General features: G+C 41.1%; 18 protein-coding genes and 1 pseudogene. 4 read left to right on the top strand and 15 right to left on the bottom strand.

All coding sequences use genetic code 11. From position 1 onward, the window contains the following. Window positions 1–4 precede the first annotated feature (4 nt). The 5 genes and pseudogenes from HP567_RS12815 to HP567_RS12795 form a co-directional block, all read right to left on the bottom strand. A pseudogene (locus HP567_RS12815) lies at window positions 5–106 on the bottom strand (RNA polymerase subunit sigma-70); the annotation flags it as partial. A gap of 33 nt (window positions 107–139) precedes the next feature. Next, window positions 140–1,639 (bottom strand): recombinase family protein, encoded by a 1,500-nt coding sequence (locus HP567_RS12810; RefSeq protein ID WP_173611637.1) that lies wholly within the window; start codon window positions 1,637–1,639, stop codon window positions 140–142. 274 nt (window positions 1,640–1,913) lie between these two features. Beyond that, window positions 1,914–3,244, bottom strand: a protein-coding gene (locus HP567_RS12805) for an IS1182 family transposase (RefSeq protein WP_221867259.1) whose coding sequence is annotated in 2 segments (ribosomal slippage) — window positions 1,914–2,704 and window positions 2,704–3,244 — 1,332 coding nt in all. Because the reading frame shifts where the segments join, the coding sequence is not laid out codon by codon here. A 216-nt stretch (window positions 3,245–3,460) separates the two neighbouring features. Next, window positions 3,461–3,817, bottom strand: coding sequence for a hypothetical protein (locus HP567_RS12800; RefSeq protein WP_106781891.1), 357 nt, complete (start codon window positions 3,815–3,817; stop codon window positions 3,461–3,463). 46 nt (window positions 3,818–3,863) lie between these two features. Continuing rightward, the gene (locus tag HP567_RS12795) at window positions 3,864–4,661 is read right to left on the bottom strand and encodes a hypothetical protein (RefSeq protein WP_229088006.1); all 798 of its coding nucleotides are present in this window, start codon (window positions 4,659–4,661) and stop codon (window positions 3,864–3,866) included. A 416-nt stretch (window positions 4,662–5,077) separates the two neighbouring features. Here HP567_RS12795 and HP567_RS12790 point away from each other — a divergent pair, with 416 nt between their 5' ends. From HP567_RS12790 to HP567_RS12775, 4 genes are all read left to right on the top strand, one after another. After that, complete coding sequence (locus HP567_RS12790; protein WP_173608394.1) at window positions 5,078–6,445, top strand: helix-turn-helix domain-containing protein; 1,368 nt, start codon at window positions 5,078–5,080, stop codon at window positions 6,443–6,445. A 426-nt stretch (window positions 6,446–6,871) separates the two neighbouring features. Then, a complete protein-coding gene (locus tag HP567_RS12785) occupies window positions 6,872–7,015 on the top strand; it encodes an aspartyl-phosphate phosphatase Spo0E family protein (RefSeq protein ID WP_255675643.1) in 144 nt (47 codons plus the stop codon). 121 nt (window positions 7,016–7,136) lie between these two features. Beyond that, window positions 7,137–7,544, top strand: coding sequence for a hypothetical protein (locus HP567_RS12780; RefSeq protein WP_173608395.1), 408 nt, complete (start codon window positions 7,137–7,139; stop codon window positions 7,542–7,544). 23 nt (window positions 7,545–7,567) lie between these two features. Beyond that, window positions 7,568–8,035 carry a hypothetical protein gene (locus HP567_RS12775; RefSeq protein WP_173608396.1) on the top strand — a complete coding sequence of 156 codons (468 nt, stop codon included), beginning with the start codon at window positions 7,568–7,570 and terminating at the stop codon, window positions 8,033–8,035. Between the two features lie 208 nt (window positions 8,036–8,243). Here the strand turns inward: HP567_RS12775 and HP567_RS12770 are convergent, their stop codons facing one another. From HP567_RS12770 to HP567_RS12730, 10 genes are all read right to left on the bottom strand, one after another. Next, window positions 8,244–8,498 (bottom strand): hypothetical protein, encoded by a 255-nt coding sequence (locus tag HP567_RS12770; protein WP_370647996.1) that lies wholly within the window; start codon window positions 8,496–8,498, stop codon window positions 8,244–8,246. Window positions 8,499–8,500: 2 nt separating this feature from the next. Further along, entirely contained in the window at window positions 8,501–8,722 is a 222-nt protein-coding gene (locus HP567_RS12765; protein ID WP_229088005.1) for a hypothetical protein, read from the bottom strand. A 121-nt stretch (window positions 8,723–8,843) separates the two neighbouring features. After that, on the bottom strand, window positions 8,844–9,719 hold the full coding sequence (locus HP567_RS12760) for a hypothetical protein (protein WP_173608397.1): 876 nt from the start codon (window positions 9,717–9,719) through the stop codon (window positions 8,844–8,846). A gap of 133 nt (window positions 9,720–9,852) precedes the next feature. Further along, entirely contained in the window at window positions 9,853–9,999 is a 147-nt protein-coding gene (locus HP567_RS12755) for a hypothetical protein (RefSeq protein ID WP_173608398.1), read from the bottom strand. A 4-nt stretch (window positions 10,000–10,003) separates the two neighbouring features. Then, on the bottom strand, window positions 10,004–11,338 hold the full coding sequence (locus HP567_RS12750; protein WP_229088004.1) for a glucosaminidase domain-containing protein: 1,335 nt from the start codon (window positions 11,336–11,338) through the stop codon (window positions 10,004–10,006). After that, the gene (locus HP567_RS12745; RefSeq protein WP_173608399.1) at window positions 11,335–11,733 is read right to left on the bottom strand and encodes a phage holin family protein; all 399 of its coding nucleotides are present in this window, start codon (window positions 11,731–11,733) and stop codon (window positions 11,335–11,337) included. The genes HP567_RS12750 and HP567_RS12745 overlap by 4 nt, the downstream gene beginning before the upstream one ends. A gap of 650 nt (window positions 11,734–12,383) precedes the next feature. After that, complete coding sequence (locus HP567_RS12740) at window positions 12,384–12,560, bottom strand: hypothetical protein (RefSeq protein WP_173608400.1); 177 nt, start codon at window positions 12,558–12,560, stop codon at window positions 12,384–12,386. 114 nt (window positions 12,561–12,674) lie between these two features. Next, window positions 12,675–12,809: a CD1375 family protein gene (locus HP567_RS29830; protein ID WP_255675641.1), complete on the bottom strand. Its 135-nt coding sequence runs from the start codon at window positions 12,807–12,809 to the stop codon at window positions 12,675–12,677. An 81-nt stretch (window positions 12,810–12,890) separates the two neighbouring features. Next, entirely contained in the window at window positions 12,891–13,247 is a 357-nt protein-coding gene (locus HP567_RS12735; RefSeq protein WP_173608402.1) for a hypothetical protein, read from the bottom strand. A 486-nt stretch (window positions 13,248–13,733) separates the two neighbouring features. Beyond that, window positions 13,734–14,870: a hypothetical protein gene (locus HP567_RS12730; protein ID WP_173608403.1), complete on the bottom strand. Its 1,137-nt coding sequence runs from the start codon at window positions 14,868–14,870 to the stop codon at window positions 13,734–13,736. Window positions 14,871–14,881 lie beyond the last annotated feature (11 nt).

Here is a 14,881-nt window from a genome sequence, read left to right as displayed (position 1 = left end):
ATGATATTGATGTAATTTCATTGCCTTCTTTATCCGTCCCGATTGGGTCGTGCAAGGAAACATCTTTTTTGGTTTTTTTCAAACTTCTCAGATGCATGAGGATTTCAATCTAAATGTCAAAAGGGTTGCATAGGCAAACTTAGAACGTGTATATCTCCACGCTCTCTTCAAAAACTCGTACTTCCCTCACCACATGTCGGATTAGCTCTTTTTTATCCTCAAAGGTAAGATCATCCTGTCCCTTCGATAAATAATATTCAGCAGCTTCCTGGATCAAGTTGCGGCTATACTCATAATTGACCTGCTGTTTTGTTTGATCCATCAGCTCGTTTAGACGATGATTCAGTTTATCTTCTTTCTCCTTCAGTTCTTTCAACTCTTGGCGAATATCTTCTTCACCAATATCTTCTTCGCCGGAAGCAAACAGTTTAAGCAATCTCTTGCGACCCGCTTTTGTTTTTTCGAGTTCCTTTTGCAAGCGTTCCATCTCCACTTGCTCGAATGGAGTTTCCACTTTATCTTCCACTGCCACGGCAATCTCGTCAGGATTATTCAACCAAGACGCCACCGTTTCCCAAACCTGATTGTCCAATTGCTCACATCTGACACGGCGACCGCATCCCTTATTTTTTGCTCCTGCTGTATTCTTAACGTCGGTATACTCAAATACATGTTGGCTCCAGTTTTTCGCTTTTCTTCCTGGCATCGTATTTCCACAAGTCCCGCAACGTACTAGGCCGCTTAAGAGGTACTCGTTAAAGCTCCGGCCCGCCCATCTTCTTCTGGATTCCTTTAGTAGTCGTTGAGCATGTTCAAACTTCATTTCATCAATAATGGATGGGCAGGGCAGTAATATCCATTCTTCTTTTGGGCGCATTTTCATACGGACTTTCTCATCCGGTTGCCGAAACTGGTTGCCGAGCATCCCTTCTGTATTCCATTTATTCTGATAAAACCTCCCCACGTATGCCTCATTCATAAGCATCTGACGTACCACTTGTCGATGCCATACACTCGCCCCTCGCTTTGTAGGAACCCCCTTGCTTGTCAGGTAAACAGCGATTCCATTTATCCCTTCAACAAGATCATTTGGCTGAGTAAACAGATCAAATACCAGTCGCACTACTGCTGCCTCAGCTTCATTTATGACTATCTGTTCCTTCTCTGAATCATAACTGTACCCATATATTTGAAAGTCACGTAGAACGCGGCCCTGTCTTGCCTTTTCTCTTCTTCCACGACTCATACGCTCATTAATTTTTGCCTTCTCAAATTCAGCAATCGCTCCACGCATGCTGTAAAAGAGTTGACCTTCAGGCGTTTTTGCATATTCGCCATTTACGAACACAAGCTCTACACCACGTTTATCAAATTCATCTGTTATAAGCAACTGGTTCATTAGCTTACGCGATAAACGGTCAGGGTCCAGGCAGACAACTTTTGTAATGACCCCGTCCTTCACATCTTGTCTAAGCCTTGAGAGAGCCGGACGATCTAGGAACTCGCCTGATACATCATCTATGTACTCGGCAACTTCACTCGTCGCTGCCTTCTTCCTGCATTCTCTTAACTGATCGTCGAGGCTGAATCCGCTCTTGGCCTGCTCCTCTGTACTCACCCTGGCATATATTCCGATCATACGGCTTCTCCCTCCTGTATTTTCCTAATAAATAGTGGTAACAGGCGGAACGTATACTGTCAGTAGAACTTCCCGGTATAATCTTTACATGCACCGTTCATCCCCTCCTGTCGAGATGATATGCTCGAACGGCTTGTCATAAGTAGTGAGGAAACATGAAAAACCCGTCTCCTTAAAAAAGGGACGGGTTCAGACTGAAGAGAAACCCCCTTTTTGGGGGATTTCTTTTTGGTATTGTTCCAGCACGAAGTGCTGAAAAAGAGGTAGCCTGCACCTAACTTGCCTTCGCTAGGTGTAGTGCTATCTTTTTAATGTTTTGAACTGTTGCTGTCATCAATGCCTGCTCTTGGACATTTTCTCGTCCGCGTAACCTGCAATAGCGAAGCCCATGCAGTTCTTTAGCATCTGCAAAGCTTCGCTCTATGGTTTGGTATCTTAATCTATACAAATATTTCCCTGATTTACTTAAACGGTTCTGTCGAACCCATTCCTTACTCTCTTCCCAAACGTGCCTGCTTATCACCTTTTGGTGATTTTTAGATCGGGTACACTCAGCAAGCCTCGGACAAGTTTTACATGTTTCTTTATCGGACTTATATATCCTGTATCCGTTTCGATCGGTAGTCGAATAAGTAAGCTTATGTTTTTGAGGGCATACGTACACGTCAAGCTCAAGATCATATTTAAAGCGCCATTTAGAAAAAAGACCTTTAACAGGTGTAAAGGCACGATGACCGATGACAGCAAATACATTTATATCGTGAAGTGCCTTGCAGATTGGAGTAGTTAGATAACCTGCATCTAATGCAACAGCTTCAATTGAATCCTTAAAACCAAACTTCTCGATTTGGAGATTCAGCCTATCTATGTAAGGAACGGAATCATGGACATTGCCAGCAGTCACATGTACATCGGTAATAATATTGTACTTATGATCGACGGTTCGGTGATCAAGATAGAAAAAGCCTTCGGGCTTGCCGTCTCGAACCATGTAGCCACTTTCTGGATCAGTGGTGCTCACCTTGATTTCCTTTTCTTCCTTCACACCCTCTCTAGGCTTTAATCCTTTTTTCCATGTACTTCACGGTCTTCATTAATTGCTGCCTCTAAATCTTTGAGGTAGGCACGACTCGTTTTCTCGATGACATGCTTCTTAAATTTTCGTTTATTCGCATTTGCTTTAAGATGCGTGGAATCACTTATCAAGACACGTCCACCGATCATTCGATTCTGAATAGCCAAGCGCACAATTTCATCAAAAATCTCCTGAAAAACATTTGTATTTCTAAAACGAGTTCGACGATTCCAACTGATTGTTGTATGATCTGGAACTCGATCTGTTAAAGAAAGGCCAAGAAACCAACGATAGGCAATGTTGGTCTGAATTTCTTTTTCGAGCTGCCTCTCTGAGCGGATACCGTAAAGGTATCCAATGAAAATCATTTTAAATAACACAATAGGATCAATGGAAGGTCTACCGTTATCTTCGCAATAATATTGACGTACTTTTTCTCGGATGAAGGAGAAATCTATATGCTTTTGAATTACCCTTAATAAATGGTCCTCCGGGACCAATTCATCGAGGCATACAAATTCGTAATGCATTTGTGGATTTTTATCATTGGAGGAAAGCACAATTATCACCTACTGTTAAATGATATTATAAAAATAATAACACATTAACGCGGTGTCGCTTTAAAATTAAGTGAAATAAAAATGGCTGTCGACTTTCTCGACAGCCTGAACCCGTCTCCTTAAAAAAGGGACGGGTTTTTTCTTTAACACTAAAAATAAGGGCTTTGTAGAGACTGAGTGCTTAGCTTATTCAAAAAAATCATCACCATATTCAGCTTCTGAGTCACTAGAAACATCATCGATCTTCGCCATAATTGTTTGTAGATCACCTTCTCGAATAAGCTCATCCACTACTTTTTCAATCGTTTCACGACTCACATCTTCAACAATAACCATATTTATCGACCATAGATAAGTGCCAGACAGGTTCTCACCAGTATTTTTATTCTTCCGTCGTAATGTTTCGATGTTTTGATAAGTAAAAAAGGTTCCCCACCATCTTGTTCGATCTGGTAAGGTGACAATTACATCTACATTATTATCATTTTTTTGTTGACTCTCGATCTCAGATAATTCTGTGCTAATCCAAATATGCTTCTTCATAGTTAACGGCTCCCTCCTCAATTGACAATATTAAAACCAATATTTTCTATTTGTATAGTTTTCTCAAACGGTTGATAACGTCTTTCTGATTGTGTTTGTCAGATTTCGCTAGTACCTCAACAGTATCCCCTGACTTTCTCAAGTACACTCTTGCACCTGTTCTTGACCTGAGTTCAAAGATGTCTCCAAAAATATTATTATTTTCGATCCCAGGATTATTATTCCCTTCTAGGTATCTTCTTAATAATGCATCAGCATCCTTCTGTATTCTCGAGTCTTTCATAGCCTTCTCAGCTTCTCTAACGAGAAGGCTATCTTCATGTATACGAGACTCTACATAATATTTTCCGACTTTTACTTTTCCCGAAAGAGTACGATCAACAAACTTAGCAACATCTTCGTCAATTTTTTTTAGAAGTTTCATCCCTTTTATTGCCTTACCAGCAGGGAATAAAGATAAAGCAGCTAATCCCTTATCCGTATTACTGGATTTAGGGTCAAATAATGTTTTTACATCATCTAATACAAGAAAATCAAGACCTGCTTTGCCTGCTTCTACTGCAAAATCAGCTGCATCAGATGCCCATTGTTTCCCTATCTCATACCAGTCTGATACTATAGCTTCTACGTCCTTCCAAGGACTACTATATGCCGCACTTCTAGTACTTCTCAACATCAACTGCGCATCGTTTGAAATCTCTACAGTATCGACATTATTACTCGGTACCTGTAATTTAGTTTCCTTTCCAGTTTTATATTTATCTTGTACACTATTTACGCTTGTCAATGAATCTCTATAGCTAGGCACAGTCTGAAAATTAAAGTTGTTGTCTATCCTTACCACAATACTACCTCCCAATATATTACATAACCACATGTAAAAATATTACATGGTAATTTAATCAAGTCAAGCTTTTTTATATATACTAAATTTTTTTAAACTATAAAATATACAGGAAGCCATAGTAAAAATCCCTCCCCCGAATTATTCCGAAGGAGGTATCCGCTTTTAGAATCAATTAAAATTAACTCAAAAAAACCCGTCTCCTCAAAACAGGGACGGGTTAACTATTTCTTGAATACATTCTGGCATATCGTATTTTGGACTTCCAACCATTGTTGATTCAGGGTGTACTCTAAATGAATAAATCATGCAGGACGATAGCCCCCGCTTCCAATTATTTACATACGAGCGCTTTTTCTGTAAAATATAGGAAGATTGGTGTTTCTTTGTTATTGCTAAGGAGGAGTAGGTTTAATATGGGGCAAGGCAAGACAGTTCAACGATCGTTACGTTCAGAAGTAGAGCATCACCTAAAAGAGCGTGGTTACACACTGACTAAACTTGGCGAGATAACAGGTATTAATCAGGGAGTACTGAGCGATATTTTTAATCGAACTCCTTCTCGGGCTATGACGATAGGTCATCTGGATGCACTTGCTGTAGCTTTTAATCAAGCCCCTGGATGGCTGTATGAGCTGTATGTAACGGAATGTATCGTCGAGGGAAGAGTGTCTCGTTCACGAGTTGTTCCCTATCTGATTCGATGTGCAGAAATAGGCAGGCAGGATTGTATCGAGTTAATTGTCCCTATACTTTTGGATAATCAGAAAAACCTGTCCATTCTGTTTTCCGTGGCTGAGAAGCTTTTTACAAATGGGAAACGACAGGAGTCAATCCCGTTTTATCAACTTGTTATTGAATCGGAAAAAGACAGCCATGGTGATCGTTTTGTAATGTCTCAGTATAGGCTTTTTCGTGCAGTGCAAGGGGGAGCTGATTCAGAGAAAAAGTGGAAGGCTGTCGTCCGTTTTCACCCTTATCGAAACAGGTTGCCTGAAAATTATCAATTAGATGCGTTACTACAATTAGCAAATGTGTGCTTTACGCTCCATAACTGGAAGGAGGTAGAGCGATATGCAGATGAACTTAGAGAGTTAGCAACCGTGATCTATAATGAAGAAGTACAAAGATGGGAAATTGATGGAGTGAGGGGAATACTTGAAACAGAGCGCCATCTTGTCGTGTATTATGGACAGGGCTTCTTACTAAAGGGACTCGCCTTACAATTACAAGAGCGGTATGAAGAAGCCATTTCTTATGTACAAGCGTATGCTGAGCTGGGCTGGTTTGAATTCCGTGATGATCTGGCTGAAATGGAAATTGAAAAGTTCCGTGGATGGGCGAAAGCGAATAATTACACGCTGAATTTATTAATGGGGCGTACAGAGTTACTTTCTGAGTATGTTAATCATCTTGCTAATAACCCACCTGAAATTTTAGCGGGTATGTTTACCATTATGGAGACAGCCAATCGATTCGGACTATCTGTAGATGACATTGTGGAGCGTTTTTCTAAGGAAATTGCTTGCTTTCAAGATTATAAAGACCCTTTTAGTCTTACCCGCCATCTTCATTTTCGGTATCATTTGGCGATATATCAGCTCGATAAGGGGCGAGTTGCAGAAGGTATTACAGAAACCCTACGCTGCCTTGCGTTAGCGAGTAAGATGATGGAGCAAGAAAAGTTCCAAAGCTGTGTCGCTATGTTCTGGAAATATAGACATAGTGCTTCTGACCAGCAGATAGATGAATTCCAAAACATTTTGGAAGGGAGAAATAAATAATGCGGAGTATGCTACTTCTACTTACTGTTTTGTTCGGACTTTCTCACGGAATCGTTGTACCAGAACATCAGGAGGTGCTTAGGAGTCATCACGTTGTAACTACGTATACCCACGGTGCAGGAGGTTAAGTAGTAGTAGTAAAACACCCTTTCGGGTGTTTTTTTTATCATTCAAAATTTTTCAGAGGTCGTTTTGCTGAATGTTGGTTTATAGTAATAAATGTACATAAATAAATGTACAAAAATGTAAAAAAAGGAGGCGAAAACCATAGGAGCTATTGCACACGAAAAGGGCGTTCCATCCCATTGCCAGGTAAACGGAACGCCCACAGGAGGAGCAGCTAAAGCTCCTATAAATAAATGTATCACGCAATCCTTAGATCGGGAAGGAGGAACTTATCACGATATAGAGCATTTAAAAAACATTGTGGAACAATTGCGAGAACAACTGGTGCAATTGTTTTTAGAAAAGAATGATTTGTTGCATGATGACGTCGTGGAATTAAGCCAGAAATTAGATCAGTACATTCTGCTAATTCAATCAAAAATGATGCTAAAAAATAGAAACTAAGGTGTTACAGAAGAAACTGCAAATCTCTCTACGATCAACATACAAACAGGTATATTTTACCTATTTTTCTTTTTAACTTATTTTGGTAGAATTAGAATAATATAGCGATCTGGAGGTTAGTATGAACAAACGAACTGCTGCTCTTTCAACTGTATTAGGTGTTCTCGCTTTGTCTACGTCAATAGCAATAGCTGCGGAGAGCAATGTCGCTCCATTAGGCACTGGTGACGACTTCGAAATATCCACGTATGCATCCAATATTCACGATGTAACCTCAAAATCTGCTTATTTATGGTCTTATACTCAAGGAGAAGGAAAAGACCTAGAAAAAGTACGCGTCTACTCATATTTCTACGTGAATGGAAACCTCAAGCACAAAGCTGGCGATAATGATGCAGAGTATGCGTCAGTAGATTATGAAGCTAATGTAGCAGCATTACACAAAGCCCGAGTCACATCGTCCCATTATGCCTACAACCGAGTAGGCGAAAAGATGACAGAAACGTCTGAGAGAGAATGGCCTGAATAAAAACATGTGGGAGGTAGAATAGTATGAAAAAACGAAATGTAATTCTATCTGGTCTTGCATTAGCTGGCGCTATTTTCGCAGGTAGCAATCTATACGCAAGTGAAGATGTGGAGCAGTTCGAACATGGAAATCAAATGAAAACACTTAGCTCATTGGGGATCGAAGCAAAGTCCGATGATTTGGAACCTATGAAAACTTTGACTGACGAGAATGGAAAAGAATGGATTTATACCAACTTCACCAAAAGATCACCGATAATGGATAAAATAGAAAATGAGCGTTCTGTAGGCGCGAAGGCTGCATTCATTGAAGTACAGGACGCGATCATGCAGAAGTACGCAAAAGTAGGGGATACCATTCCGGTTATTCTTCTGGATGAAGAGTTGAAAGAAGGCTCCTTCTCATTTATCAGGGAAGACGGCGAAGCGCTGATCTTCAAACTCAAATATAACGAAAAGAAGGCGGCATGGGATTACAAGCTGGAAAAGTAAATATCGTTGATTTACACAGGGGGATAGCACTCGCTATCCCCTATTTTATTGGACTCCATTGACAATAGGTACTAATAAATGACCCGTCTCCTCAAAACAGGAGCGGGTTATTTATTAGCCAGCTAGGTTCTAACGTCAATAATTGTATCCATGGGTATCCATTGAACATCTTCATCTGTAAGCAGCTTTACCTTTCTGATATTCGTATCTATCCACTCAACTTTCCCCCACATCCTGCAAGTAGTTCCAAGGCTATTTTTCTTGCGTTTCCACCAAGTAATTGCGACAGCATAGTTTTCTCGTCCGGCGTCTCTGAGTTGGTAATGAACGATTCAAGCTCATCCTGTTCAAGGATAGGCATGGGTACGAGTTTGTCATCTTCTTTCATTGAAAGGTACAATTCACGTTGCTCCGGTAATACAAACCGTGATGATCCAAACAAGTTATCGATTTTCTTTGCCATTATTACCGTCCCTTTCGTTCCCACGTTTCAAATACTTCCATCTTGTCAGGTTCCGACCTATGCCATTCAATGTATTCTTCTTTCGTGAGAGCATCGAGTATTGTCATGATTCCGCCTCTATCTCTCCCTGTCTTGATACACAGTTCGTCGATAGTTGGTGTTCTGCGCCGCCCTGCCGAATAGTTTCCGATCACTCGCAAGACTTTCCGCTCGATGTCAGACAAGAACAGAGTAACCACTCCCAAGAAATAAGAACATTTGTTTGTATCATATGCGAACAACATGCGTATGTGCAAATAAAATAAACCTAGAACTATCAGTATAGATGACAATTCGAGGTTTATCTTATTTACTATCCCTAAATATTTGATCATACATTTCTGCAAATAATTGTTTGTTAATCATTCCTAAACACAATAGACATCCTGAATAAATATATGCTTGTATTATCCACCCTGGGATTGGATATATTTCGAGAATCCATTTATTAATAGGAATCAATACTAAACTAATCTTTCCACCTTTTCGAACCTTTAACTCTAATGAATCCTTACTTGGAACATAACGTAAAGATAAATGAGCATCTGCATTTCTAATATTCCTATTTATTCCCTTCGTTAGGTCGACATATTTATTTGAAGTTTCTCTATTAAACATCTGAATTTTTTCATAAAGGGTCAGACCCATGAGATTAACTGCATTTTCGTCTATTCCATTTGTTAATTTCGCCATCTGTAAACAGGGAACCAGTATCTGACCGATATATTCAATTGATTTTGAATACGATGTAATAAACGAACTCGCAATTAACTTTTTTTCAGATAATTTCCTTGGTTCCTTTTGTGAGAATTCCCTCAAGAGATTCATTGCATCCACATGATATCGAACTGCCTCCGAATATCCAGATATCCCTGCAAGTTCGGGATTATCCTCCGTCCCTCTCCAATACGCACTTAAAATTTCTATTGCTTTTTGAGGATTTATTTTAATAGTGTTTAAGTATAAATCCATGAACATTATCATATACTGCTTGACTGTATTCTTTCCATATTGCTCTAAATCTGAGTTCCATCCTTGCAAAATCTTGACAAAGTATTCTTCCTGCGACAGAAAATCCCTCTCTTTAACGAGTGAGCGTACATCTTCGCCAAAAAATCCTTCGAATGTTAATTCGTCTAACTCATCTGCTACCTCTATAAAAAAAGAGTACTTTTCTTCCATTTATCTCTTTCCTTTCGTGTCTAAACACCCTATTTCTTCCATTCTACTCCTGCTTACATTAATTGAAAAGACTAGCAAATTCAAATAAAAATAGCCCTCCCCGGAGTCTATATCCGAAGGAGGGCTATCTCTTTTAGAATGCAGCCAGTATTACCTCAAGTGCCTGCTGGATAGCCTTGGCTTGCTCATCTGTCAGTAACCCGTACCCCGCTCCTACAATTGCAAGCGTTCCCCCTATGATCATCAAAATTCCTTGTTTCTTCTTGTTTGTTTTATCCATGATCTCATCCTCTCAGTATTACTGTTTTTGTGCTTCCATCCCATTCCACCTGTAGGCCAAGTGCTGCAGCAATCTCCCGAGCTGGTGCGTAAGATGTGCCTGCTTCGATTGTGACTGTCAGTTGCTTGCTGTTAACTGTCACGGCCTTGTTGTCTGGGCACCATCCTGGCGTGACTCCTACAGCCTCAGCTACCGCACGTACTGGCAAGGTTGAGACGCCATCTTTGAGGTAGCCTTGCATTGGCAGAACCTTTCCGTTAATCTCGATAGAAACTTTATCCATAGGTTTATCAACAGGCTTTGCCTCTGGATGTGGATTTTCTGTAGGAGACTTGTAAGGAACGCCAATGAAGTCGCAGAAATATTTCACAATTGACTCTGACCATATCTTCCAGTCCCTCTGAATTTGCTCTACATCATCCTGCTTCGAGTCAATGAATCCATATTCCACAATGACTGTTTCAACATTTCCGGTTTGACGATGCATAAAATAATAGTCGTAATTCGGCTTACCCTGTCGAGAAAAAACACGTCTGACATTTTGTCCAGACGTGCTAAGAGCTTCTGCTAATTTATTTGCAAGTTTGCCATCGGAATGAATGGAGTAGATCGTCTCAGCTCCATCGCCTCCGCCAGCGTTTATGTGATTTGAGATACAATACTTGGCTCCGCTCTCTCTTACCAGTTTTGTTCTTTGATCCGGCGTCAGCACGATATCGGATGCACGTGTAAGAACAACCGGTACGCCTAACGCCTGAAACCTTGCGTATTGATACAAACTAATTTGTAAGCTGAGGTCTTTTTCTTTGAGTCCATTTGCACCGACTGCTCCGGGGTCGCTTCCACCGTGTCCCGGATCAATAATCAGTATGGGAAGTGGCATGGTTTGTCCTCCTTGTGAATCGTACTGATAAAGCTCATATTTCTCGATTCGCTTGATTAACTCTTGAGCATAATTCGGATCGGTTGCATATCCCGCGTCTTGCACCGCGTGGCAAGTCGCTATGTAGCTTGCCCCCAACACCTTCGCGTATTTGGGTTCCAACAGTTTGGCTGTATGGTCCTCTATGCTTTCCTGCCAGTTGTTGTACTTCCGGAAATCTGATAGCTTTTCGATTTTTTTATGGTCTACATATTCGGTTGAAACCTTCTGATAGATTCCAGCAGGACCCGTTCCTTTGATTCCGAACAGATTGTTCGCTTTGGTCGCTAGTTCAGAGGTTCCCCATCCTGATTCAAGGATGGCCTGTGCAATTGTCAAAGAAGCAGGCACACTTGTGCGCCGCATTTCCTCTACAGCTGAAGTTGCGATCTTGGCAATAAACTCTTGTGGGGTCATCGTTGCGCCTCTCCCTTCCCTTTTAACACTTCTACAGCACGTTTGATTAACTCGGGGACAGGCAGGCCAATTCGTCCAGCGTTCTCGATGATGGATAGTAGTTCATTTGCCAGATAGAAAAAAATCGTTGCATCACGAATAAAGTTTTGGTCACCTAAAGCAACGTCCACAAGGTGTGCCACTGCAACCATACCGAAAATGAAAACCTTACGAGCAATACCAATAAGTCCGACTTTGCTTTTTAGCTTGCCTTCAACCCCAGCAGCTATTAGCCCACTTACAAAATCGAAAATGACGAACGCAACCAGGACGCTGAGCAACGCCGACCAACCACCAAATAAGAATGTAACTGCTGCACTTCCACCTGCGAACGCTACCTTGTAAAAAACATCCATATACACTTTCCTCTCTGCCTCATCAGGCAATAAAAATAGCCCCGATAGGTTCGAGGCGGACTCACAGTCTTGATGATAAAAAACACCCCCGGGATTTCCCGAGGGCCGTCGATGGGATCTCAAAATGGACTACTAAATGGAGTTTCATACGTAATGTTCCCACTTTTATCTTTTACTGACCCGGAAACAAATTTAACTTGATAGGAAAACCCAGTATGCCAAGTATCAGGATTATAACCCATGTAAATCTTGAGAATGGGCTTTACAGGATCAGTTGTATCCCATTCGATACTTTGATTGGCATTGGGGTGTTTTAAATTTGCTCCATTCTGATTGTTAATGTGGGTAATCAACTGATTCATATCAGTAATAGATAAGGTATCATCTGATAATGCTTCATTAAAGTTAATTAGCAAAATGCTCGCATTAACAAGAGTGATTGTACCAACTGCTGGGGTTTCATCGCTATTCTCGACTTATTCCCTTCTATTGAGGGCTTTCGTTCGAGCCTACACCGTGCAGGCGACTTTCAACGCACACGGCGTTCCATCAACGGATAAGAAGTTTTTTTTTACAACGGGCAATTTCATGGTAACCAAAACACACTTGATTGAACACTAACTAAAGTTAGCTGCTCCCCTATGAAACCCTTATTTTTTTGAACCTTCTTGTTCAAGTTTCTCGATTCGTTCCTCTAATTCGCTCATTTTTTTCTTGAAGCGTGTTCGAATGAGAAAATAAGTGATTACACTCACTGGCAGCCATACGAAAATGATTAACCAAAGAAAACTTCCCCAGTCCCATGTGAATCCAATATCACCATTCATGTATTGTCCTCCCCTAATCATTTTTAAAAGATAAGACGCTCTGGGTTCTGGGAAAGTCTCGAAGGAGAAAGAACAGCTCCCCATGGAAAAACGCCCTCCTGTTTAGGAAAGGCGTTATGCCAAAGGCTTGCCGTCTATACCCAGCCCTAATGCTTCCAGGTCAGATTTTACATCTGGTTGGAGGCTCACTGGAATCTGTGCAAAGGTACGGCGACCGTTAATGATCAAGCTCACGCATACTGTTACCATCGTTGCTTCACCTCCTTTCAGGCATAAAAAAAGAAGCCATATCCATAGTCGTTTCAGCATCTCTGCTCCCCCTATGCGGGCTTACTTGGGTTGTGGTTGTGAAACCATTTCGTATAGTTGTAAGACAGCTTCTTGCGTATCCAGATTGGCTTGTTTATTTTCAGCGCTGACCTTTTCCATTTGTGTTATCCGCTCCTCAATTGGTGCAGGAACGTCGACATACTCATACCACAATTCCTTGGTTTGCGGATTGAAATATAGCTTTGCATCTTTTCCAGCTTTCCGCTCTACTGCTGGTAATCCCTCAATCAATAAGCCTGTCCGTAATAGCTCCTCTTGCGTCTTTCCTAATCCTTCTGTTGGATCGAGAGGATTGTAGTGAATGAAGGTTACAAAAGCCCGCACTTCCGTTTCTTTCTCGAATTGAATGTAAATCATGAAAAGATTCCTCTCCTTTGCTAGCCCACTGTAGGCCAAGATAGATCGAAAAATCTAATGACGTAATTGTTGTAAAGAATCGGATATCCGTTGCCCTCTATCCCAATTACAGATGAATGAGCTACTCCTGGTATTTTATATGTAGCTCTCCTTGACATGTCTTTGTTCAAAGCAATTAATACCAGATTTTTAGTGTCGTCGTCGGCGATATACAAATTGTCATTGGCGTCTTTTACGAGATTTGAGCCATATCTGAAACCTTCCATCCCGTATGTTTGTGTGAATGTTAGTAAATCTTTGTCATACTTAACGATCGAACCACCATTTGAGAAGTAAATACTGCCATCTTTTGTAACTACGCCCTTACCTCTAACGTCGCCGATTGATCTACTTGTGATTAGGCTACCATTTAGGCTTATTTTATACGCTTTGTCCGTGAATACATACAACGCGTCAGTGCCTAGTGCACTTCCAAAAAGGCTTGAACTACCTGTTGAGTATTCCCACCGTTTGCCCCCCCCCACTGGTCATGCTAACAGCCTTTCCATTTGAGCCAAGTATATAGAGATTATCATTGGCATCTATGTGAATATGTAGGCCGCCTCCCATCGCTGTGTAGTCTGTGAAATTACCATAAGAATCGAATTTCCGTACCTTGTTATATGTGAGTACCCATAAATTTTCTTTAGAATCTACTACCGCATCCTGTATCCCGTCTGACATTTCAATACTCCATTGGAGGATGCCCCTAGTCATTTCCCTTTTTTCCAGTACGCTCGTGCCATTGGTCATATACAGGTAAATGTTATCCTTACTTGGTACAAAAAACTTTGTGTAACCAGCCGTAACGCTCCAATAATATTTTTCTGTCCATATCGGATTACCTAGATTCATGTTTCGCAAAACCGCTGTACCATTGACACCGAAAATGTTCTTTCCGGCTACGATGTTACCAGATACTAAATCAGGATCGCCTTCAACAGAGAATGCTTGATAGTACCCACCTCCAAAGTTCTGTCTTGCAGTTGTGGGCATGATTACACCTTTTGCCCCGTGGTTTGGCATTGTTCCTGTTTGTTCGCCAGCATCGTTTGAAAAAGTTTTCCCTACTAAAACATCACTTGGGATTGCGTTACCTGTCCCCCCTTCACCCTGTAGAATAAAATTTCCTGTTGTGGCGTTGTATCTAAAGGTGTAAATACCATTTGCTTTCAGGTTGGTTGCATCATTTCCGTTAGCCTTTTTTAATGACTTCACTCCGAGATTGTTGATATTGATTGTCGAAGCTCCTGCCTTCGAATCCGAGTGGAGTTTTAGTACAACTTCCATTCCATCCGTATATCCGCTAGGTTGTGGGGAGAAAGAAATCACATAAGCATTGGCTGTACCTGTTGTGACTCCATATAACGGGTGCTTTTTGTTGTCATTAACGTGATTGTCAAAATTGAGTTTAGCAGCAGCCTTTTCCTGCAATTCTTTCAAAGCAAGATAGGCACGATGAAACAGCCAGTTAAAATAATATGCTGGCGGCTTATCAGCTGGAGCCCATCCACTTACTTTTTTGCTTTCTGGTGGCTCCGTTCCAGGAGCCAGCCACTCTGGAAGTTTTTCATTGAACGACATTGGGAATCACT

Origin of the sequence: Brevibacillus sp. M2.1A (assembly GCF_013284355.2) — a bacterium.
GTDB lineage: Bacteria > Bacillota > Bacilli > Brevibacillales > Brevibacillaceae > Brevibacillus.
The sequence above is the reverse complement of the archived record's forward strand: the minus strand, read 5'-3'. Positions and strand labels throughout refer to the sequence as shown.